Consider the following 20,027-nt stretch of genomic DNA (forward strand, 5'->3'; position numbering starts at 1 on the left):
TCCGCTGGGACCGATCCTTTTTTGCCGGACGGACCGGGCCGTGAGCCCAGTGCTGGCGCGGGCTGTTGAGCAATGTTGCAGACCTACAAACTATAGGTAGCGCGACGCCCGGAGGATCTAGTAATGATCTGAATTAAATGAACAAGTAGTACTAAAACGTAGAAGCGCGGCGTTGCGGGGCCGGCCGGCGGCGCGCCCTTGCCGGTATTGGGTTTGTGCCGCGCGGAATCGCTTTTTCGCCCTGCCGGGGCGTCGCCCGGCGCCGCGAAGCTTGCTGTTTTCCGCCCTTTTTGCCGCGGACCGTCGTTTAGAATTTCCCGCACTCATGCCCAAGGGCAGGCAGCGCAAAACGAGGCGCTTGCATCATGGCGTTCGATCAGCGGGAGTAGCGGTGTCCGATCTCAGCATACGTGTGGCAATTGCAGACGATCACCCTGTGGTGCTGCGGGGCCTGGCTTCCGAACTGGAGCGCAACCCCGCCATGCGGATCGTCGGGCAGGCGACCGACTCCACCGAATTGATCGCGTTGCTGGACAGGCATTCCTGCGACGTGCTGGTGCTGGACTACGCCATGCCCGGCGGCAGCCACGGCGACGGCCTCGTGCTGATCTCGCACCTGCGCCGCCGCTGGCTGGATCTGCGCCTGGTGCTCTACACGATGGTCGACAACCCGGCGCTGCTGCTCGCGATCGTCAAGCATGGCGTCAAGGCCGTGGTCAGCAAGTCGGATTCGATGGATCGGCTGGTCGACGGCGTCTACGCCGCCCACGGCGGCCGGCGGTATTACTCGCCGCTCATCAAGGACATGCTGCTGGAAACCATGATGGTGGCGGAAACCGACAGGCTGACGCCCCGTGAGGCAGAGATCGTCCGGCTGTTCTGCGCGGGCGGCACCATCACCGAGATCGCCGAGCGCCTGCACCGCAGCGTCCAGACCGTCAGCACCCAGAAGCGCAGCGCCATGCGCAAACTGGGCGTGAACCGCGACGTCGATCTCATCAAGCTGTTCAGCGACCTCCCTTCCAAGGCGCTGGTCCCGCAAGGCTGATCCCCGCCGTTCCCGTCCGGCTTCCGCGGCGAAGCCGGCGATCGCCGTTTCCCCCGTTCGCAAGGCTTGCAGCCCGCGCTTCTCGCGCCGGGCGGGGCGCGTCTTGACCCTGATTCCGCGCGTGCATTATGCTTGTTCTTTATTAAGGAACATCAGTTCCTTATTTTGGAACTATTATGAGCATATTGGATGGTGTGCAGCGCGTGTTGGCGCTGTATGCGGACGGCGCGACGGAACTGAGCTTCACGGATGTGGCGGGGCGCCTGGCCCTGCCCAAGAGCACGGCGTCGCGCTTGCTCAACCAAATGCAGAGCTACGGGTTGCTGGACCAGGATGCCGCCACGCGCCGCTACCGGCCGGGCGCGCTACTGGCCCAGGTCGCGCGGGCCGGCATGGCGGCCACGCCGCTGGACGACGCCTGCCGGGCCGTGCTGGTGTGGCTGTCCGACGACAGCGGCCTGACCGCCTACCTGTCCACCCTGAACCAGCGCGAAACCGTGGTGCTGCAACGGCTCAACGGCTCGCACCCGGTGCAGGTGCTGTCGCCGCCGGGCTCGCGCCGGGCCGCCTCGGGCACCGCCATGGGCCGGGCGCTGCTGTCGCGCCTGAACGAGGCCGAATTCCAGGCGCTGTACGGCGCCGACGCGGACCGGCCGCTGCCCGTGGAAGGGCGGGATTGCCCCGCCACCGTGGGCGAACTGGCCCGCGTGGTGGCGCGCATCCGCGCGGACCGCTGCGGCGTCGCCATCGACCAGGCCATGCCCGGCATCGGCGCGGTGGCCGCGGCGGTGCGCGACCCGTCCACCGGCGAACTGCGCGGCCTGTGCCTGTCCTTCGTCTCCTTCCAGGCCGACGCCGAGCGCGTCGCGCGGCTGCGCGAATCCGTATTGCAGCAGGTAGGGGCGTTGGGGCGCGAACTGAACGATCCCTATTGGCTTGCCTGAATCTCCAAACTCCCTTTCGGAAATCCCCGCATGAACCTCCTGCTCCTCAGCAATTCCAGCAGCGACGCCGGCTACCTGGCGCACGCGCTGCCCGACATCCGCGAACTGGTCGCGTCGCTGCCGCAAGGCGCGCCGGCCGTCTTCGTGCCGTACGCCGGCGTGACCCGCGATTGGGACGACTACACCGCGCTGGTGGCTTCGGCGCTGGCCGACACCGGCCTGGATATCCAGGGCCTGCACCGCGCCGGGGATCCGGTGGCCGCGCTGGAAGGCGCCGCCCTCATCATCGTGGGCGGCGGCAACACCTTCAACCTGCTGGGGCAGTTGCGCCGCCAGGGGCTGCTCGACGTCGTCGCCCGCTGCGTGCGCCAGGGCGCGGCCTACCTGGGATGGAGCGCCGGGTCCAACCTGGCCTGCCCGAGCATCTGCACCACGAACGACATGCCCATCGCGGATCCGGAAGGCTTCGACGCGCTGGGCCTGCTGCCTTTCCAGATCAACCCGCATTACACCAACGCCCATCCGCCCGGACACCGGGGCGAAACCCGCGCCCAGCGCCTGGCGGAATTCTGCACGCTGAATCCCGGCATGCCCGTCCTGGGCCTGCCGGAAGGGTCGGGGCTGCGCGTGCGCGAGGACAAGGTCGCGCTGATCGGTCCGCACGACGCCCTGCTGTTTCTCGGGCAGAAAGAGCCTCGCGCATTCCGTCCGGGCCTGCTGGAGATCCCGGTATGAAACAGGTCATCGATACGATCGAACTCCTGTCCTCCGCCCACGTGACGGGCGAGGCGGTGGCGCAGCGGCTGCGCGAGGCCGGCGACTGCGAGGTGGAAGTGACCCGGCTGGAGCGCGACGGCGCCGCCACGGATTTTCTTTCGATCGTCATCCCGGGCGCCGACGACGCGGCGCCGCAACTGGGCATCGTGGGCCGCCTGGGCGGAATCGGGGCGCGCCCCGCGGTCACGGGCCTGGTGTCCGACAGCGACGGCGCGGTGGTCGCCATCGCCGCGGCGTTCAAACTGATGGCCATGGCCCGGCAGGGCGACGTGCTGCCCGGCACGGTGCGCATCCGCACGCACATCTGCCCGCGCGCCGGCACGCGTCCGCATCACCCCGTGCCCATGATGCGTTCGCCGTTCCCCATGCGCGAGATGATGTCGCACGAAGTCGATCCGCGCATGGACGCGATCCTGTCGGTCGACACGACGCGCGGCAACCGCCTGGTCAACAAGCGCGGCGTGGCGCTGACGCCGGTGGCCAGGCAGGGCTATCTGCTGCGCATTCCCGAAACCATGCTGGACGTGATGGGCTGGGTCAGCGGCGAATTGCCGGTGACCTTGCCGCTGACCACGCAGGACATCACCCCCTACGAAAACGGCCTGTGGCACGTGAATTCGCTGATGCAGCCCGCCATCGTCACGGACGCGCCGGTGGTGGGCGTGGCGCTGACCGCGCAGACCACCGTGCCGGGCTGCGCCACCGGCGTCACCAACGCCGTGGACGCCGACGTCGCCATGCGGTTCTGCATCGAGATCGCCAAGCTGTTCGGGCAGGGCGCCATGGCCTTCTCGGACGAGGCCGAATGGGCCGCGCTGCAGGCCCGCTACGGTTCGATGGCGCATTTGCAGACCGTGGGCCGCGAAGCGGGGGAGGCGGCATGATTGATCATCCGCAGCGGCGCGTGGCGTTCTTCACCATCGGGCAATCGCCGCGCAGCGACGTGGTGCCTGAAATGGCGCCGCTTCTGGGCGCGCACGTGCGCATCGACGAATTCGGCGCGCTGGACGGCCTGGACGCCGCGGCGCTTGCCGCCCTGGCGCCTCGCGAGGGCCAATACCGGTTCGCCACGCGCATGCGCGACGGGGCGCAGATCGAACTGGACGCCGCGGCCGCCGAGGCGAGGCTGGCGCAGGTCATGGGCCAGGCCGACGCCGCGGGCTACGACGTGCTGGTGCCGCTGTGCACGGGCACGGCCATCGCGCCGATGCGCACGCTGGTGGTCGAACCGCAGCAGGTCGTGGACCACCTGGTCGCCGGCCTGGCGGCGCATTGCCGCAAGGTCGGGCTGGTGGTGCCGCTGGAAGCGCAGGTCGATGCCTTCCACATGGTCGTGCCGCTGGACTGCGACACCCTGATCGCGCACGCCTCGCCCTACGAGGCCGACTCGGAGCGGGCGGCGCGCAACTTCGAACAGGCGGGCCGCGACCTCGCGTCCTGCGACCTGATCGTCATGCACTGTATGGGCTATGCCGAACGCATGCGGCAGGCGGTGGCGCGGGCCTCGGGCCGTCCCGTGCTGCTGTCGAACCGCCTGGTCGCGCAGACGCTGGCGCAAATCCTCAGCCCGGGTGTCTGACAGCCAAAACCCTCGGCGTGTCTGACACCCTAGTGAGACAGCCTTCAATTCAAGAAGCTATTCCAAGGGTGTCTGACACCCGCCGAAATCAAATATTGTTGGGAGTCATCTTCATGTTCAGCCGTACCCTTCACCGCGCCGCCGGCGCACTGTTCGCTGCCTCTGCCCTGGCGGCCGCGCCGGCCCTGGCCGCCGACGCCTGGAAACCCGCCAAGCCCGTGCGGCTGCTGGTGGGCTTCGCGCCCGGCGGTTCGGCCGACACGCTGGCGCGCCTCTTGGCCGAACCGCTGTCGCAGCGCCTGGGCCAGCCGGTGGTCGTCGAAAACCTGGCCGGCGCCGGCGGCAACATCATGGCGTACCGCCTGAGCCAATCGCCGGCCGACGGCTACACCATCGGCATCGCCGCAGCCGGTTCCATGGCCATCACCCACGTCCTGAACCCCAAGGGCACCAACTACAAGCCCGCCGACTTCACGCCGATCACGCTGGCCGCCGTGCAGCCCAACGTGGTCATCGTGAACAACGACGTGCCGGCCAGCAACCTGGCCGAGCTGAAGGAATACTTCCAGAAGACGCCGACCGCCACCTACGGCACGGCCGGCGTGGGCATTTCCAACCACCTGATCGCCGAGACCATGCTGTACAAGCTGGGCGTGAAGGTGCCGCATGCCGCGTACCGCGGCGCGGCGCCCGTCATCACCGACCTGCTGGGCGGCCACATCGCGATGACGATGGACAACATCTCCACCGCGGCGCCGCTGGCCTCGCAAGGCAAGGTGAAGGCCATCGCCGTCGCGTCGCTCAAGCGCGCGCCGCAACTGCCCGGCGTGCCCACGCTGGACGAGCAGGGCCTGAAGGGATTCGACATGCCGACGTGGCAGGGCGTGTTCGCGCCCGCCGGCCTGCCCGCCGACGTGCTGGCCGCGTACTACGCCGCCTTGCAGGACGTGCTGAAGCAGCCCGCGCTGATCGAGAAGATGGCCGGCCTGGGTTCCGAGCCGGTCACCGGCATGACGCCCGAACAGTTCGGCCAGTTCCTGGAAAAGGACCGCCAGCAATGGGCGGACATCGTCAAGGCGGCGAACATCAGCCTGGAGTGAGCGGTGTCGGTGGTCAGTGTCTGACACCCTGATGAAGTGCTGGTCCAGGGGGATAGGGTCTTGCCGGGTGTCAGACACCCGGGAGGCGCCGGGGTGACATGGAGTGCGTCTCGTACGGGTGTCAGACACCTGGCTGCGCATTCCTCGGGTTGTTGTGGGTGTCAGACACCCGGGAGGCGCGGGGGCGACATGGAGTGCGTCTCGTACGGGTGTCAGACACCTGGCTGCACAGGGTGTCAGGCACTTCTCTGGAGGTGTCAGACACCCTGATGCGATGCCCTTCAATCCAGGAAGGCATCCCACGGGTGTCTGACACCCAAAAGCACCCCAGCGAATCCCCCAAGAAAAAAAGCCAGGTTCAGCCTGGCTTTTTTGCTATCTGTCCGGCACCCTTGCCGCGATCTCCGCGATCAGCCGCCGCGCCGCGTCCAGCTTGCCGGCGGCGGGCAGGGGGTGCACGCCTTGCTCGTCGAACAGCACCAGTTCGGTGGTGTCGGCGTCCATCACCTTGTGCGCCAGGTTGCCCACCAGCAGCGGGATGCCCTTGCGCGCGCGCTTGGCTTCGGCGTGTTCGGCCAGTTTTTCGGTTTCCGCGGCGAACCCCACGCACCACGGGCCGTTGGGCAGCTTGGCCACTTCGGCCAGGATGTCCGGGTTGGGTTCGAATTCCATGACGGGGGCGCCGCCACCCTCGCTGGTCTTCTTCAGTTTCTGAGTGCTGACGTTCTTCACGCGCCAGTCCGCCACGGCGGCCACGGCGATGAAGATGTCGGCGTCGGCGGCGCTGGCCATCACGGCGTCATGCATCTGGCGCGCGGTGGTGACCGACAGCGCGGTGACGCCGCGCGGCACCGGCAGGAAGGTCGCGCCGGAAATCAGCGTGACGCGGGCGCCGGCCTCGCGCGCGGCGCGCGCCAGGGCGTAGCCCGTCTTGCCGGAAGAGCGGTTGCTCAGCACGCGCACCGGGTCCACGGGCTCGGAAGTGGGGCCGGCGGTCAGCAGCACGTGGCGGCCGGCCAGCAGCTTGGGCTGGAAGAAGGCGATCAGGTCGGTCAGCAGTTCGTGCGCTTCCAGCATCCGGCCGTCGCCGGTTTCGCCGCAAGCCTGTTCGCCGGCCGAGGGGCCGAGAACGCTGATACCGTCGGCGCGCAGTTGCTCGACGTTGCGCTGCGTGGCGGGGTTGGCCCACATTTCGCGGTTCATGGCCGGCGCCGCCAGTAGCGGACAGGCGCGCGCCAGGCACAGCGTGGACAGCAGGTCGTCGGCCATGCCGTGCGCCAGCTTGGCCATGAAGTCGGCGCTGGCGGGGGCGATCAGCACGGCGTCCGCGCCGCGCGTCAGGTCGATGTGCGCCATGTTGTTGGGCACGCGGGCGTCCCAGGCGTCCACGAACACCGGCCGCCCCGACAGGGCCTGCATGGTGACGGGCGTGATGAAGTGCGTGGCCGCTTCGGTCATCACCACGTCGACCGTGGCGCCTTGTTCGGTCATGCGCCGCACCAGCTCGGCGATTTTGTAGCAGGCGATGCCCCCGGTCAGGCCGAGGACGATGCGTTTGCGGGCGAGATCGAGCATGAGGACTGGGCGGCGGGTTCAGCGCCGTGAAAACGAGGAATGGACAGTGATTTTATTCTGCATTGCGGCATTGCGCCGTTCGCCATGCATTCAGGGGGCATCAAACGGGACAAAAGCCGCCGGGGCGGGGGCCCCGGCCGGGGCGTTCAGGCCCGGGGCGGCTTGCGCGCGCGCAGCAGTTCGTCCAGCACCAGCAGCACGGCGCCGCAGGTGATGCCCACGTCGGCCAGGTTGAAGGCGGGGAACTGCCAGTCGTTCCAGTAGAAGAGCAGAAAGTCCACCACGTGGCCGTAGACGACCCGGTCGATGACGTTGCCGATGGCGCCGCCCAGGATCAGCGTCAGGGCCAGGCTGAAGCGCGGCTGGCCGTGGGTGCGCCGCAGGATGACGGTGATGACCACCGCCGCCACGCAGCCCAGGCCGGTGAACAGCCAGCGCTGCCAGCCTTCCTCGGACGCCAGGAAGCTGAACGCCGCGCCCCGGTTGTACACCAGGGTGAAGTCGAAGAAGGGCAGCAGGTGGACCCGCTGGCCGTACTGGTACGCCGTGTTGAAGTAGACCTTGGTCAACTGGTCCAGCACGATGATCGCCAGCGCGATGGCCAGCCAGCGCCCCACGCGCGCCGGCGCGGGGCGGGAGCCGGACGGGACGCCGGTGTCGGCGGGCCCTGCCATGGTCAGGCCTTGTCGCGGGCTTCGCCCGAGCCGAACAGGTTGGACACGCAGCGGCCGCAGATATCGGGATGGTCCGCGTCCTGGCCCACGTCCAGGCGCCAGTGCCAGCAGCGCTCGCATTTCTTGTGCGCCGAGGGCGTGACGTCGATGCGGGTCTCGCCTTCGCCCGCGTGCACGGTGGCGCGCGAGACGATCAGCACGAAGCGCAGGTCGTCGCCCAGGCTGGCCAGCAGTTCATGGTCCTGGCCGTTGGCGTAGAGGTCCACTTCGGCCTGCAGCGACGAACCGATGTCGCCGGCCGTGCGGACTTCTTCCAGCTTGCGCTGCACTTCGGCCCGGATGGCGCGCAGGCGCGTCCACTTGGCCGACAGCGCGTCGGCGTCGGCGAACGGCGGCAGCACGTGGTAGACCTCGGTGAAGATGGTGACGCGGGCGGCGTCGGCCTGGTTCTTCAGCGCGGAGCCGGCCAGTTCCTTCCAGGCCTCTTCGGCCGTGAACGACAGGATCGGGGCCATCAGCTTCAGCAGCGTCTGCGTGATATCAAGCAGGGCCGTCTGGGCCGAACGGCGGGCGCGGCTGTCCACGGCGGACGTGTACAGGCGGTCTTTCAGGATGTCCAGGTAGAACGCGCCCAGGTCTTCCGAGCAGAAGGTCTGCAGGCGGGAGACGGCCGGGTGGAAATCGTAGCGTTCGTAGTTGGCCTGGACTTCAGCCTGCATCTGGGCCGTCATGGCCAGCGCGTAGCGGTCGATCTCGAACAGTTCGCCGTAGGGCACGGCCTGCGACACGGCGTCGAAGTCGGCCAGGTTGGCCAGCAGGAAGCGCAGCGTGTTGCGGATGCGGCGGTAGCCTTCGACCACGCGCTTGAGGATCTCGTCGGAAATCGACAGTTCGCCCGAGTAGTCGGTGGAGGCCACCCACAGGCGCAGGATTTCCGCGCCCAGGGAATCGGACACCTTCTGCGGGGCGATCACGTTGCCCACCGACTTGCTCATCTTGCGGCCCTGGCCGTCCACCACGAAGCCGTGCGTCAGCAGGGCCTTGTAGGGCGGCTGGCCGTACAGCATGCAGCCGGTCAGCAGCGACGAATGGAACCAGCCGCGGTGCTGGTCGGAACCTTCCAGGTACAGGTCGGCGGGCCAGGCCAGTTCGGCGCCGTGCGAACCGGCGAAGTCGCCGTCCTTGCCGCCCAGCACCGTGGCGTGCGTGCTGCCCGAATCGAACCACACGTCCAGCGTGTCGCGGTTCTTTTCGTAGAGATCGGCTTCGTCTCCCAGCAGTTCGCGCGGGTCCAGCGCCTGCCAGGCCTCGATGCCGCCTTTTTCGACGCGCTGCGCCACCTGTTCCAGCAGTTCGCTGGTGCGCGGATGCAGCTCGCCCGTTTCCTTGTGCACGAAGAAGGCCATGGGCACGCCCCACTGGCGCTGGCGCGACAGGGTCCAGTCCGGACGGTTGGCGATCATGGCGTGCAGGCGGGCGCGGCCCCAGGCCGGATAGAAGGCCGTGGCGTCGATGCCGGCCAGCGCCGATTCGCGCAGGGTCGGGCCGCCGTCGGTGGGGGCCACGTCCATGCCGGCGAACCACTGGCTGGTGGCGCGGTAGATGATCGGCGTCTTGTGGCGCCAGCAGTGCATGTAGCTGTGCTTGTGCTTTTCGACGTGCATCAGCGCGCCGGCTTCCTTCAGGGCCTCGACGATCTTGGGGTTGGCGTCCCAGATGGACAGGCCGCCGAACAGCGCCAGGCTGTCCGCGTACTTGCCGTCGCCCATCACGGGGCTGATGAAGTCGGTGTCTTTCATGCCGTGCTCTTTGCACGACATGAAGTCTTCGATACCGTAGGCGGGGGCCGAGTGCACCACGCCCGTGCCGGAGTCGGCCGTCACGTAGTCGCCCAGGTAGATGGGCGCCTTGCGGTCGTACGCGGCGTTGAACTGCGCCAGCGGATGGCGGAACTCGATGCCGGACAGCGCGGCGCCCGCGGCGGTGGCGATGACTTCGCCTTCCAGGCCCCAGTCCTTCAGGCAGGCTTCGACGCGTTCCTTGGCGATCAGCAGCAGCGGGCCGAACTTGGGCGCGGGCGACACGCGCACCAGCGCGTATTCGATCTCGGGATGCAGGTTCAGCGCCTGGTTCGACGGAATGGTCCAGGGCGTGGTGGTCCAGATGACGATGGCGCCGTCGTCCACCGATTCCAGGCCGAAGGCCTTGGCCAGCGCCGGGCGGTCGGCGAACGGGAAGGCCACGTCCACCGCCGGGTCGACGCGGTCGGCGTATTCGACCTCGGCTTCGGCCAGCGCCGAGCCGCAGTCGAAACACCAGTTCACGGGCTTCAGGCCGCGGAATACGTAGCCCTTGTCCAGGATGCGGCCCAGCGCGCGGATCTCGTCGGCTTCATTGCTGAAGTTCATCGTCATGTAGGGACGATCCCACTCGCCCAGCACGCCCAGGCGCTTGAAGTCCTTGCGCTGGCGGTCGATCTGTTCGAGCGCGTAGGCGCGGGCCTTGGACTGCACTTCGGCCACGGGCAGGTGCTTGCCGTATTTCTTTTCGATCTGGATCTCGATCGGCATGCCGTGGCAGTCCCAGCCCGGCACGTAGTGCGCGTCGTAGCCGGCCATGTTGCGGCTCTTGACGATGATGTCCTTCAGAATCTTGTTGACCGCATGGCCGATATGGATGTCGCCGTTGGCGTAGGGCGGGCCGTCGTGCAGCACGAAGCGCGGCCGGCCGCGGCTGGCGGCGCGGATCGCCTGGTAGACGTGGTTTTCCTCCCACTGCGAAATCCAGGCGGGCTCGCGGCGGGCGAGGTCGCCCCGCATGGGGAAGGGGGTATCGGGCAGGTTGAGGGTCTTTTTATAGTCCATGAGACAGAGTGAATCCGGGCGAGTCTGGGGCGGTTCAACCGGGTTCTGAAGTTTTTACTTGTTAATCAATGATGGGGGGCGGAAGCGCCCAGTCGGGGCCGCCCAGGCGGGGCGTCGTCGGGCTCATCGACAGAGACGTCAAAAGCCTGCGTCCGGCTGAGAAACGCTATAGGTTAGCAGACCGGAACAGCCTGTACCTCAAGGCCGGGACATCCGGAGCCAACGCCAGGCGCGGCGGGCTTTGATGCGGGTGGCCGATGCTTATCCCATGGGTGTCCAGGGGTTGAGGACAGTCGCTCCCGTGGGCTGGAAATCGGCCACGTTGCGCGTCGCCACCGTCATGCCGTGTACCAGCGCGGTCGCCGCGATGAGCGTATCGCGTTCGCCGCGTTTGTCGGGCACGTGCAACCGGGCGCAGCGTTGCGCCACGGCGGTATCGACCGGCAGCGTGCGTCCGGAAAACTCCGGCAGAACATGCTGTTCCAGCCACGCGCGCAGCAGGGCCCCCTGGGCGGCGTCCCTGCGTTCAACCGAAAAAACGCCAAGTTCCAGCTCCATGATGGTGATCACGGACACGAAAAGGTCGGCGGCATCGACGCTGTCGGCCCAGGCCGCTACGTTGGGATCGGCCTTGCCGAGGCGGACTTTTCGCAATTCCGATACGACGTTGGTATCGAGCACGTACATCATGAGAAATCAGCGGGCCGGATGCCGATGGTCATGGGCTGCGGTTCAAACTCGATGTCGCCGGCGCTCGGCATTGCCAGCGAATCGGCAATATTGCGGCGTTGCTTGGTAAGCCGCTGGTAGTCCTCGATGCTCAATAGCACGTGGGCGGGCCTGCCGCGGTCGGTGATGAATACCGGACCGTTTTTGGCGGCTTTCTTCGCGCGGGTGACATCCTGGTTCAGCTCTCGGCTGGATAGGGTCGTGATGGCCATGGCGGCACCTCTGCTTGAATTGATTGTAGGTACGTTACTACATTAAGCGGAGGGGCGCAAGTCCCGGGCCGGCAATCGGGGCGCTTGCGTCCGCGGCCCCGTCTTCAAAGTCCATGAACGGCGAAATAGGCGCGCGCGTTTCGCGCGTCTTCGGCGATGGCGGCCGTCAGGGCAGGGAGGTCGGGAAACTTCTCTTCGTCCCGCAGCTTGTGCAGGAACTCGACGCGTACGAGTTTGCCGTAAGCGTTGACGGTCTCGTCGAGCAGGTGCGCTTCGAGCAGCACGCGGCCGCGGTCCTCGACCGTGGGGCGCACGCCCAGGCTGGCGACGGCGGGCAGGGCGCGTTCGTCCAGGCCGTGGACCTGGACCACGTAGATGCCGGAGCGCGCGGCGCAGCGTTCCGCCACCCGCAGATTCATCGTGGGAAAGCCCAGCGTGCGGCCCAGCTTCTGGCCGTGGATCACGTGCCCGCTGATGTGGAAGGGGTGCCCCAGCAGATGGCGGGCGCGTTCCAGGTCGCCCACCGCCAGCGCGGTGCGGACTTCGGAACTGGAGATCCGGTGGCCGTGGCGGTCGGTCACGTCCGCCAGCGTCTGCACCTCGAAGCCATGGCGCAGGCCGGCTTCGCGCAGCAGGTCGATGTCCCCGCTGCGCTTGTGGCCGAAGCGGAAGTCCTCGCCCACGAGCAGCCACTTGGCGTGCAGCCCCTGGACCAGCAGTTGTTCGATGAAGGCATTGGCCGACATCTCGGCCAGATGGGCGTTGAACCGCTCCACCACGACCTGCGAGATGCCATAGCGCGCCAGCGCGGCCAGTTTGTCGCGCAGCCCGGATATCCGGGTGGGCGCCAGTTCGGGACGCTGGTTCAGGGTGGCGAAGTATTCCCGCGGATGCGGCTCGAAGGTCATGACGGCGGGCACCAGGGCGCGTTCGCGCGCCACCTGGCAGACGCGCGCCAGCATGGCCTGGTGTCCGCGGTGGACGCCGTCGAAGTTGCCGATCGTCAGCGCGCAGGGGGCGCGCCGGTCGGGCGGGGGCAGGGATCGGTAGATGCGCAGCGAGGGTTTCACGAGCGAGAGTTTACAATTTTGGATTCCGGGTTTGTTCCCACCCCTTTCCGCCGCGCGCCATGGCCGTTCCGGCGCGCGGGGCCGCGAGGGCGGACGGGCCCGATTTCCCTTGGAATTCCTCATCTTGCCGGAAATATCTACCACCAAGCGCCGCCTGGTCATCCTGATCTCGGGGCGGGGCAGCAACATGCGGGCGCTGACCGAAGCCTGCCGCAATGAAGGCTGGCCGGCCGACGTCGCCGCCGTCATCGCCAGCCGGCCGGACGCCGGCGGCCTGGAGTGGGCCGCCCACCAGGGCATCCCCACCGCGGCCCTCTATCACAAGGACTACGCCAGCCGCGAAGCGTTCGATGCGGCGCTGGCCGCCGAAATCGACCGCTACGAGCCCGATTACGTCATCCTGGCGGGCTTCATGCGCGTCCTGACCCCCGGCTTCGTCAACCACTATGCCGGCCGGCTGGTCAACATCCATCCTTCGCTGCTGCCCGCGTTCCCCGGCCTGCACACCCATGCCCAGGCGCTGGCCACGGGCGTGCGCGTGCACGGCTGCACCGTGCATTTCGTCACCCCGGTGCTGGACCACGGCCCCATCATCGCCCAGGGCTGCGTGCCCGTCCTGGCCGGCGATACCCCGGAAGCGTTGGCCGACCGCGTGCTGGCGGTGGAACATCACGCCTTTCCGGCCGCCGTGCGCTGGCTGGCCGAAGGCCGGGTTACCCTGACGAGCGACCACCGGGTGAACGTGGAAGGCGATCCCGAACGCCTTTTCACCTGGTCGCCGGCCGCCTGAACGGCCCTGAATCGCATTTACCGGGCGGAACGCTTCCGCCCAACTGGAATACGCCATGACTAAATCCCAATCTCCGCGTTCTCGTCCGGCAGGCGCCCAGCAGGCAGCCTCCGAAGGGCGCGACGGCCGGAGCTTTTTCTCGCGCCCCAAGGGCGAGGCCCGGCAGGCGCCCGAGCGCGGCCGTGAAGGCCGCCCTGGCGCCAAGCGCGAGGAACGGTCCGACAGCCGCCCGTCCCAAGACGCCCCGCGCGGCGGCGACCGGAGCGACCGGGGCGGCGAACGCGCCTCCTACGGTTCCGAACGCCGTGAAGGCCGTCCCGGCCAGCGCCCGTCCTACGACGCCCCGCGCGGCGGCGACCGGAGCGACCGGGGCGGCGAACGCGCCTCCTACGGCGCCGAACGCCGCGAAGGCCGCCCGAGCCAGCGCCCGTCCTACGATGCTCCGCGCGGCGGCGACCGGAACGACCGGGGCGGCGAACGCGCCTCCTACGGTTCCGAACGCCGCGAAGGCCGCCCGGGCCAGCGCCCGTCCTACGACGCTCCGCGCGGCGGCGACCGGAGTGACCGGGGCGGCGAACGCGCCTCCTACGGTTCCGAGCGCCGTGAAGGCCGCCCGGGCCAGCGCCCGTCCTACGACGCTCCGCGCGGCGGCGACGCGCGCGGCAATCCGGCCCGCGCGCCGCAGAAACCCCAGCCCAGCCGCCCGCGGCAGCCGTACGCGGCCATCCGCATCGAGCAGGTCCAGCGCGTGCTGGGCGAAATCCTGCAATGGACGTACCCGGCCGACGCGGCCCTGTCGCACTGGCTGCGCCATCATCCCAACCTGGGCGCGCGGGACCGCTCCGAGGTCGCCGAAGCCGTCTATGACGTGCTGCGCCACCTGCGCCGCTACCGCCAGTTCGGCGAAAGCGGCGTCGGCCCGGCCTCGCGCCGCCTGGCCATTCTGGGCCTGGCCGCCACCCTGGGCGCGGGCGAACTGGCGGAAGGCCTGGACGCCGCCGAGGCCGAATGGCTGCGGCGCGTGTCGCAGATCGACCTGGCGACGCTGCCGCGCGCGGTGCGCGGCAGCATCCCCGACTGGCTGGACGAGCGCCTGGGCGCGATGGACAGCCCCGAGACGCTGATCGAGGCGCTGAACCGCCAGGCCAGCCTGGACCTGCGCGTCAACCCGCTGAAAGTCGAGCGCGACGCGATGCTGGCCGAATTGCAGCAGGGCGCCGGCCGCTATCAGCCCGTCGCCATGCCGTATTCGCCCTGGGGCATCCGCATGGAGGGCCGTCCGGCCATCAATCGCTGGCCGCAATTCGAGAACGGCAGCATCGAGGTGCAGGACGAAGGCAGCCAGTTGCTGGCGCTGCTGGTCGGGCCGCGCCGCGGCGAGATGATCATCGACTTCTGCGCCGGCGCGGGCGGCAAGACGCTGCTGCTGGGCGCGCTGATGCGCTCCACCGGCCGCCTGTACGCCTTCGACGTGTCCGCGGCGCGCCTGGCGCGCGCCAAGCCGCGCTTTGCGCGCAGCGGCCTGTCCAATGTGGTGCCGGTCGTCATCGACAACGAAAACGACGCCCGCGTGAAGCGCCTGGCCGGCAAGGCCCAGCGTGTGCTGGTGGACGCTCCGTGCAGCGGGATCGGCACCCTGCGCCGCAATCCGGACCTGAAATGGCGCCAGCACCCCGAGGCGCTGGCCGAGCTGGGCCAGTTGCAGGAACGCATCCTCAACAGCGCGGCGCGCTGCGTGGCGCCGGGCGGACGCCTGGTCTACGCCACGTGCAGCCTGCTGGTGGAGGAAAACGAGGCGCAGGCCGAGCGCTTCCTGGCCAGCCATCCCGATTTCGAACGCCTGGACGCGGCCGAGATCCTGGCCGCCCGCTGCGAAAACCTGAAACTCGAAGGCCCCTACGTCCAACTGCGTCCCGACGTGCACGGCACCGACGGCTTTTTCGCCGCCGTGTTCGAGCGCAGGAAGAAGGGGGCGGCCGCGGACGCGGAAGTTGGCGAGGTCCCGGAAGCTGGCGAGGCCCCGGAAGCCGAGCCCGCCCCGGCCGGCGCGCAGGACGAACCGGCCTGAACGGCGGCGGGGCGCCGGGTCAGGGGCCCGGCGTGACGCCCACCGTGGCGCTGTAGCGGCGGGTGCCCAGGGTCTTGTCCTGGTATTTCACTTCCCAGGCCAGGGAATCGTCGCCCGGCCGGTCGGCCTGGTAGACCACCTGGGATACGGCCACCGCCTTGTAGGCGCAGCGCCCGGAACTGCCGGACTGGCCCCGCGTCTGCATGATGCTGGCCTTGCCCAGGCGAGGGGCCTGGGTGATGGATACCCTGGGCGCGCGCAAAGCCAGGCAGTCCGATCCGCGGATCTCGTAGTACGAGGCCAGCACGGCGACGTCTCCCGACTTCATCGTCTGGGAAGCGGCGGGCGCCGACAGCGCCGCTCCTGCCAGGGCCAGCGCGAAAAACAAACGGGGACGCATTTTGTTCTGCAACATCAGTGGGGCAAAAGAGACAGTTTGGGCCAAGGCCAAAGTGTGCCCTCCGCGGCGCGGCCCCGGCAAGGCCGGAACCCAGGCTGACAGGAACTTTAACGGCGAAATGCAGCCAAAACCACTAGCCTTCGTGAACGCCCCACGCCCGCACGGGGCGGCCGGCCCAAGCGCCGGATGCCCGCAAGGCCTGGCCCCGCGCCCGCCCGTTACGGCCGCGAGCGGGGATGTCTATGCCTGAAAACCAGGGCTTAGTCCTTGATTTCCCTCAAAAACTATTTTGAAACCCCCTTGTCATAAGACGGCAAAGGTAAGCTAAACTTCAGGCACTTCTCAAGCGAGGCTCATAACAGCTTTATGGATTACATCCTCTCCTTCATTGCCGGTGGTCTGACGCAAGCGACTTGGTGGCAAGTCGTCGTTTTCACCTTGGTGGTGACGCACATCACGATCGTGTCGGTCACGGTCTTTCTCCATCGCAGCCAAGCGCACCGCGGTCTGGATTTGCATCCGGCCGTCATGCACTTCTTCCGTTTCTGGCTCTGGATGACGACCGGCATGGTCACCAAGGAATGGGTCGCCATTCACCGCAAGCACCACGCAAAGTGCGAAAAGGAAGGCGATCCCCATTCGCCCATCCTGTTCGGCATCTGGAAGGTGCTGTTCCGCGGCGCCGAGCTGTATCGCGAAGAATCGAACAACAAGGAAACCATGGCCAAGTTCGGCCACGGCACGCCTGACGACTGGCTCGAACGCAACGTCTACAGCAAGCACAGCCTGTGGGGCGTGCTGACCATGCTCGCCATCGACATCGCCCTGTTCGGCGCCATCGGCGTCACGGTGTGGGCCGTGCAGATGGCCTGGATCCCGTTCTGGGCCGCAGGCGTCGTGAACGGCATCGGCCACTACTGGGGCTACCGCAACTACAACAGCCCGGACACCAGCACCAACGTGTTCCCCTGGGGCATCGTGATCGGCGGCGAAGAACTGCACAACAACCATCACGCCCACGGCACGTCGGCCAAGTTCTCGGCCAAGTGGTACGAATTCGACATCGGCTGGTGCTACATCAACATCCTGAAGTTCTTCGGCCTGGCCAAGATCAAGAAGGTTGCGCCCAAGCTCAAGCTGGACGACTCCAAGACCGGCATCGACCTGCGCACCCTGCAAGGCGTGATCACGCACCGCTACGAAGTCATGGCCCGCTACGCGGACGTGATCAAGAGCGCGGCCCGCGAAGAACTCGCCAAGCTGAAGGATTCGCGCAACAAGGGCAGCACCGAGTGCGACTGGACCAAGCTGCACCAGGTGCGCCGCGCCATCCACCGCAACGAAGACATCCTCCAGCCGGAAACGCTGGCCGCCGTGGATAGCGCCATCGCCCAGAGCAAATCGCTGTCCACGCTGGTGCAGATGCGCCGCGAACTCGGCCGCATCTGGGAAAGCTCCAGCGCCAGCAGCGAACAGCTCCTCCATGACCTGCAGGCCTGGTGCCAGCGCGCCCAGCAAAGCGGCATCGCCGGGCTCGAGCAATTCGCTCAACGTCTGCGCCGCTACGCGGCATGATGCTAGAGAAGCTCAATCCCGAACAACGCGCCGCAGTAACCTTAGAACCGCAGCACGCCCTGGTCCTGGCCGGGGCGGGCAGCGGCAAGACCCGGGTACTCACCACCCGCATGGCCTGGCTGATTCAAACCGGCCAGGCTTCGCCTTTTGGGCTGCTGGCGGTCACGTTTACCAACAAGGCCGCCCGCGAGATGCTGGCGCGCATGTCGGCCATCCTGCCCATCGATACGCGCGGCCTGTGGATCGGCACCTTCCACGGCCTGTGCAACCGCATGCTGCGCGCGCATCACCGCGATGCCGGCCTGCCGCAGAGCTTCCAGATCCTGGACGTCACCGACCAGCTCGCCGCCATCAAGCGCCTCATGAAGGCCAATGGCGTCGACGATGAAAAGTACCCCCCCCGCGACGTCCAGCGCTTCATCAACGGCGCCAAGGAAGAAGGCCTGCGTCCGGCGGAGGTCGAGGCCTACGACGCCCACCGCCGCCGCCTGGTCGAGATCTACCAGCTCTACGAGGCCCAGTGCCAGCGCGAAGGCGTGGTGGACTTCGCCGAGCTGCTGCTGCGCGCCTACGAACTACTGTCGCGCAACGCGCCCGTGCGCGAACATTACCAGCGCCGGTTCCGCCACATCCTGGTCGACGAGTTCCAGGACACCAACACGCTGCAGTACAAATGGCTGCGGCTGCTGGCCGGCGGCGGCGCCGCCATCTTCGCCGTGGGCGACGACGACCAGTCCATCTATGCGTTCCGCGGCGCCAACGTCGGCAACATGGCCGACTTCGAGCGCGACTACGCGCGCGGCACCGTGATCCGCCTGGAGCAGAACTATCGTTCCTATGGCCACATCCTGGATTCGGCCAACGCGCTGATCGGGCACAACAGCGGCCGGCTGGGCAAGAATCTCTGGACCGAGCAGGGCGAAGGCGAGCCCGTGCGCGTCATCGAACAGCCGTCCGACGGGATGGAGGCGCAATGGATCGTGGACGAGATCCGTTCGCTGATCCACGAGGGCAGTCTGCGCCGCGAGATCGCCGTGCTCTACCGCAGCAACGCGCAGTCGCGCGTGCTGGAGCACGCCATCTTCTCCGCCGGCATTCCCTACAAGGTCTACGGCGGCCTGCGCTTCTTCGAGCGCCAGGAAATCAAGCACGCGCTGGCCTACCTGCGCCTGATGGCCAACCCCCACGACGACACCTCGTGGATGCGGGTCGTCAACTTCCCGACGCGCGGCATCGGCGCGCGCACGCTGGAACAACTGGCGGACGCCGCCCGCGCGCACGACACCAGCCTGTACGCGGCCGTGGCCCTGGTGGGCGGCAAGGGCGGTTCCAACCTGGCGCAGTTCGCCCAGTTGATCCACCGCCTGATCGAGGAAACGCGCGGCCTGCCGCTGCCCGAAATGGTCGAGCACATGCTCGAGGCCAGCGGCCTGAACACGCACTACAAGGCCGAGCGCGAGGGCGCCGAGCGCCTGGAAAACCTGAACGAATTGATCACGGCGGCCGCCGTGTTCGCCTCCGAGGAAAACTACGACGGCCTGCCGGCCGGCGTCGTGCCCGAACAGGACACGTCGTCGACGCTCATGCCGGGCGTGGTGGACGCGCCGGCCATCGTGACGGACGGCCTGACGCCCCTGGCGGCCTTCCTGTCGCACGCGGCGCTCGAGGCGGGCGACAACCAGGCCCAGCAGGGCCAGGACGCCGTGCAGCTCATGACCGTGCACGCGGCCAAGGGCCTGGAGTTCGACGCGGTCTTCATCACCGGCCTGGAAGAAGGGCTGTTCCCCCACGAGAACAGCATTCTCGAACCGGCCGGGCTGGAAGAAGAGCGCCGCCTCATGTACGTGGCCATCACCCGGGCGCGCGAACGCCTGTACATCAGCCTGGCGCAAAGCCGGATGCTGCACGGCCAGACGCGCTACGCGATGCGTTCCCGCTTCCTGGACGAAATCCCGGAACAGCACCTGAAATGGCTGTCGCCCAAGGCGGGCCTGGCGCAGGTTGCCAGCACGGGCGCGGGCTGGGGCGGCGGCAACCGCGGCGACGCGTTCGGACGCAAGCCCACCAATACCATTGCGCCCCGTCAACCCCGCAGCGTCGCCTCCGGCGTCACGGTGGGCGACAAGCAGTATCGTGTAGGTCAGGGCGTGCGCCACGCGCGGTTCGGCGAGGGCACGATCATCGGCTTGAGCGGAGCGGGACAGGACGCCCAGGCCCAAATCCAGTTTCGCGACGTGGGCGCCAAGACCTTGGCGCTGGGCATCGCGAAACTCGATATCGTTCAGGGTTGACAGACATGGCCGACAACGATTCCCCGAAAGCCGAATTGGCGTCGCTGCGCGCCGAAGTCGATGAGATCGACCAGCAGATCATCCTGCTGCTTGGCGTGCGCTTCCGTTGCACGGACATGATAGGCGAGCTGAAGCAAGCGCATGGCATGGACCTGGTGGACGCCAAGCGCGAATCCCAGCAGGTCGCGCGCATCCGCCGGCTGGCCGAAGAGGCGGGCGTGCCGCCCGCCCTGGCCGAAACCATCCTGCGCGAGGTGATCGACACGGTGGTCGATCACCACACCCGCCTGCGCGAGCGTCCCTACTCGTAGGCGCGGGCTTCCCGCTTTTC

General features: G+C 67.9%; 18 protein-coding genes. 11 read left to right on the top strand and 7 right to left on the bottom strand.

What is annotated here, in order from left to right; all coding sequences use genetic code 11:
* Positions 1 to 412: 412 nt before the first annotated feature.
* The 6 genes from AVE30378_RS03815 to AVE30378_RS03840 all read left to right on the top strand — a co-directional run bounded on the left by AVE30378_RS03815 (position 413) and on the right by AVE30378_RS03840 (position 5,448).
* Positions 413 to 1,048: a response regulator gene (locus AVE30378_RS03815; RefSeq protein ID WP_244234953.1), complete on the top strand. Its 636-nt coding sequence runs from the start codon at positions 413 to 415 to the stop codon at positions 1,046 to 1,048.
* Positions 1,049 to 1,224: 176 nt separating this feature from the next.
* Positions 1,225 to 1,992 (top strand): IclR family transcriptional regulator, encoded by a 768-nt coding sequence (locus AVE30378_RS03820; protein ID WP_129239441.1) that lies wholly within the window; start codon positions 1,225 to 1,227, stop codon positions 1,990 to 1,992.
* Positions 1,993 to 2,022: 30 nt separating this feature from the next.
* Positions 2,023 to 2,727, top strand: coding sequence for a dipeptidase PepE (gene pepE / locus AVE30378_RS03825; RefSeq protein WP_129239442.1), 705 nt, complete (start codon positions 2,023 to 2,025; stop codon positions 2,725 to 2,727).
* Positions 2,724 to 3,653: a DUF1177 domain-containing protein gene (locus tag AVE30378_RS03830; protein WP_129239443.1), complete on the top strand. Its 930-nt coding sequence runs from the start codon at positions 2,724 to 2,726 to the stop codon at positions 3,651 to 3,653. Before pepE ends, AVE30378_RS03830 begins: the two co-directional genes overlap by 4 nt.
* A complete protein-coding gene (locus AVE30378_RS03835) occupies positions 3,650 to 4,348 on the top strand; it encodes an AroM family protein (RefSeq protein WP_129239444.1) in 699 nt (232 codons plus the stop codon). The genes AVE30378_RS03830 and AVE30378_RS03835 overlap by 4 nt, the downstream gene beginning before the upstream one ends.
* Positions 4,349 to 4,461: 113 nt before the next feature.
* The gene (locus AVE30378_RS03840) at positions 4,462 to 5,448 is read left to right on the top strand and encodes a Bug family tripartite tricarboxylate transporter substrate binding protein (RefSeq protein ID WP_129239445.1); all 987 of its coding nucleotides are present in this window, start codon (positions 4,462 to 4,464) and stop codon (positions 5,446 to 5,448) included.
* A 375-nt stretch (positions 5,449 to 5,823) separates the two neighbouring features.
* On the opposite strand, the gene coaBC is transcribed toward AVE30378_RS03840, so the two are convergent.
* From coaBC to AVE30378_RS03870, 6 genes are all read right to left on the bottom strand, one after another.
* A complete protein-coding gene (coaBC, locus tag AVE30378_RS03845; protein ID WP_129239446.1) occupies positions 5,824 to 7,023 on the bottom strand; it encodes a bifunctional phosphopantothenoylcysteine decarboxylase/phosphopantothenate--cysteine ligase CoaBC in 1,200 nt (399 codons plus the stop codon).
* Between the two features lie 146 nt (positions 7,024 to 7,169).
* Entirely contained in the window at positions 7,170 to 7,697 is a 528-nt protein-coding gene (gene lspA, locus AVE30378_RS03850; protein WP_165360069.1) for a signal peptidase II, read from the bottom strand.
* Between the two features lie 2 nt (positions 7,698 to 7,699).
* Positions 7,700 to 10,561, bottom strand: coding sequence for an isoleucine--tRNA ligase (gene ileS, locus AVE30378_RS03855; RefSeq protein ID WP_129239447.1), 2,862 nt, complete (start codon positions 10,559 to 10,561; stop codon positions 7,700 to 7,702).
* 261 nt (positions 10,562 to 10,822) lie between these two features.
* Positions 10,823 to 11,251: a type II toxin-antitoxin system VapC family toxin gene (locus tag AVE30378_RS03860; RefSeq protein WP_208742340.1), complete on the bottom strand. Its 429-nt coding sequence runs from the start codon at positions 11,249 to 11,251 to the stop codon at positions 10,823 to 10,825.
* A complete protein-coding gene (locus AVE30378_RS03865) occupies positions 11,248 to 11,502 on the bottom strand; it encodes a type II toxin-antitoxin system Phd/YefM family antitoxin (protein ID WP_129239448.1) in 255 nt (84 codons plus the stop codon). Before AVE30378_RS03865 ends, AVE30378_RS03860 begins: the two co-directional genes overlap by 4 nt.
* A gap of 104 nt (positions 11,503 to 11,606) precedes the next feature.
* The gene (locus AVE30378_RS03870; RefSeq protein ID WP_129239449.1) at positions 11,607 to 12,572 is read right to left on the bottom strand and encodes a bifunctional riboflavin kinase/FAD synthetase; all 966 of its coding nucleotides are present in this window, start codon (positions 12,570 to 12,572) and stop codon (positions 11,607 to 11,609) included.
* A gap of 133 nt (positions 12,573 to 12,705) precedes the next feature.
* Between AVE30378_RS03870 and purN the strand changes: the two genes are divergently transcribed.
* Positions 12,706 to 13,362, top strand: coding sequence for a phosphoribosylglycinamide formyltransferase (gene purN, locus AVE30378_RS03875; RefSeq protein ID WP_129239533.1), 657 nt, complete (start codon positions 12,706 to 12,708; stop codon positions 13,360 to 13,362).
* A 748-nt stretch (positions 13,363 to 14,110) separates the two neighbouring features.
* Positions 14,111 to 15,430, top strand: coding sequence for an RsmB/NOP family class I SAM-dependent RNA methyltransferase (locus AVE30378_RS03880; RefSeq protein WP_129239534.1), 1,320 nt, complete (start codon positions 14,111 to 14,113; stop codon positions 15,428 to 15,430).
* Positions 15,431 to 15,449: 19 nt separating this feature from the next.
* Here AVE30378_RS03880 and AVE30378_RS03885 read toward each other — a convergent pair whose 3' ends face one another.
* Complete coding sequence (locus AVE30378_RS03885) at positions 15,450 to 15,845, bottom strand: hypothetical protein (RefSeq protein WP_129239450.1); 396 nt, start codon at positions 15,843 to 15,845, stop codon at positions 15,450 to 15,452.
* A 351-nt stretch (positions 15,846 to 16,196) separates the two neighbouring features.
* On the opposite strand from AVE30378_RS03885, the gene AVE30378_RS03890 reads away from it, so the two are divergent.
* The 3 genes from AVE30378_RS03890 to AVE30378_RS03900 are packed head-to-tail and all read left to right on the top strand — an operon-like array spanning position 16,197 to position 20,007.
* On the top strand, positions 16,197 to 17,405 hold the full coding sequence (locus AVE30378_RS03890) for a DesA family fatty acid desaturase (RefSeq protein WP_129239451.1): 1,209 nt from the start codon (positions 16,197 to 16,199) through the stop codon (positions 17,403 to 17,405).
* On the top strand, positions 17,402 to 19,696 hold the full coding sequence (locus tag AVE30378_RS03895) for a UvrD-helicase domain-containing protein (RefSeq protein WP_129239452.1): 2,295 nt from the start codon (positions 17,402 to 17,404) through the stop codon (positions 19,694 to 19,696). Before AVE30378_RS03890 ends, AVE30378_RS03895 begins: the two co-directional genes overlap by 4 nt.
* Before the next feature lie 5 nt (positions 19,697 to 19,701).
* Positions 19,702 to 20,007 (top strand): chorismate mutase, encoded by a 306-nt coding sequence (locus AVE30378_RS03900; protein WP_129239453.1) that lies wholly within the window; start codon positions 19,702 to 19,704, stop codon positions 20,005 to 20,007.
* The last annotated feature ends 20 nt before the right edge of the window (positions 20,008 to 20,027 follow it).

The sequence above is a fragment of the Achromobacter veterisilvae genome, from assembly GCF_900496975.1.
GTDB classification, from domain to species: domain Bacteria; phylum Pseudomonadota; class Gammaproteobacteria; order Burkholderiales; family Burkholderiaceae_B; genus Achromobacter; species Achromobacter veterisilvae.

What these genes read in the sequence shown, in the direction of transcription:
- AVE30378_RS03820 (WP_129239441.1), top strand. Translation starts at nt 1,225, where the DNA reads ATGAGCATATTGGATGGTGTGCAGCGCGTGTTGGCGCTGTATGCGGAC.
- pepE (WP_129239442.1), top strand. Translation starts at nt 2,023, where the DNA reads ATGAACCTCCTGCTCCTCAGCAATTCCAGCAGCGACGCCGGCTACCTG.
- AVE30378_RS03830 (WP_129239443.1), top strand. Translation starts at nt 2,724, where the DNA reads ATGAAACAGGTCATCGATACGATCGAACTCCTGTCCTCCGCCCACGTG.
- AVE30378_RS03835 (WP_129239444.1), top strand. Translation starts at nt 3,650, where the DNA reads ATGATTGATCATCCGCAGCGGCGCGTGGCGTTCTTCACCATCGGGCAA.
- AVE30378_RS03840 (WP_129239445.1), top strand. Translation starts at nt 4,462, where the DNA reads ATGTTCAGCCGTACCCTTCACCGCGCCGCCGGCGCACTGTTCGCTGCC.
- coaBC (WP_129239446.1), bottom strand. Translation starts at nt 7,023, where the DNA reads ATGCTCGATCTCGCCCGCAAACGCATCGTCCTCGGCCTGACCGGGGGC.
- lspA (WP_165360069.1), bottom strand. Translation starts at nt 7,697, where the DNA reads ATGGCAGGGCCCGCCGACACCGGCGTCCCGTCCGGCTCCCGCCCCGCG.
- ileS (WP_129239447.1), bottom strand. Translation starts at nt 10,561, where the DNA reads ATGGACTATAAAAAGACCCTCAACCTGCCCGATACCCCCTTCCCCATG.
- AVE30378_RS03860 (WP_208742340.1), bottom strand. Translation starts at nt 11,251, where the DNA reads ATGATGTACGTGCTCGATACCAACGTCGTATCGGAATTGCGAAAAGTC.
- AVE30378_RS03865 (WP_129239448.1), bottom strand. Translation starts at nt 11,502, where the DNA reads ATGGCCATCACGACCCTATCCAGCCGAGAGCTGAACCAGGATGTCACC.
- AVE30378_RS03885 (WP_129239450.1), bottom strand. Translation starts at nt 15,845, where the DNA reads ATGTTGCAGAACAAAATGCGTCCCCGTTTGTTTTTCGCGCTGGCCCTG.
- AVE30378_RS03890 (WP_129239451.1), top strand. Translation starts at nt 16,197, where the DNA reads ATGGATTACATCCTCTCCTTCATTGCCGGTGGTCTGACGCAAGCGACT.
- AVE30378_RS03895 (WP_129239452.1), top strand. Translation starts at nt 17,402, where the DNA reads ATGATGCTAGAGAAGCTCAATCCCGAACAACGCGCCGCAGTAACCTTA.
- AVE30378_RS03900 (WP_129239453.1), top strand. Translation starts at nt 19,702, where the DNA reads ATGGCCGACAACGATTCCCCGAAAGCCGAATTGGCGTCGCTGCGCGCC.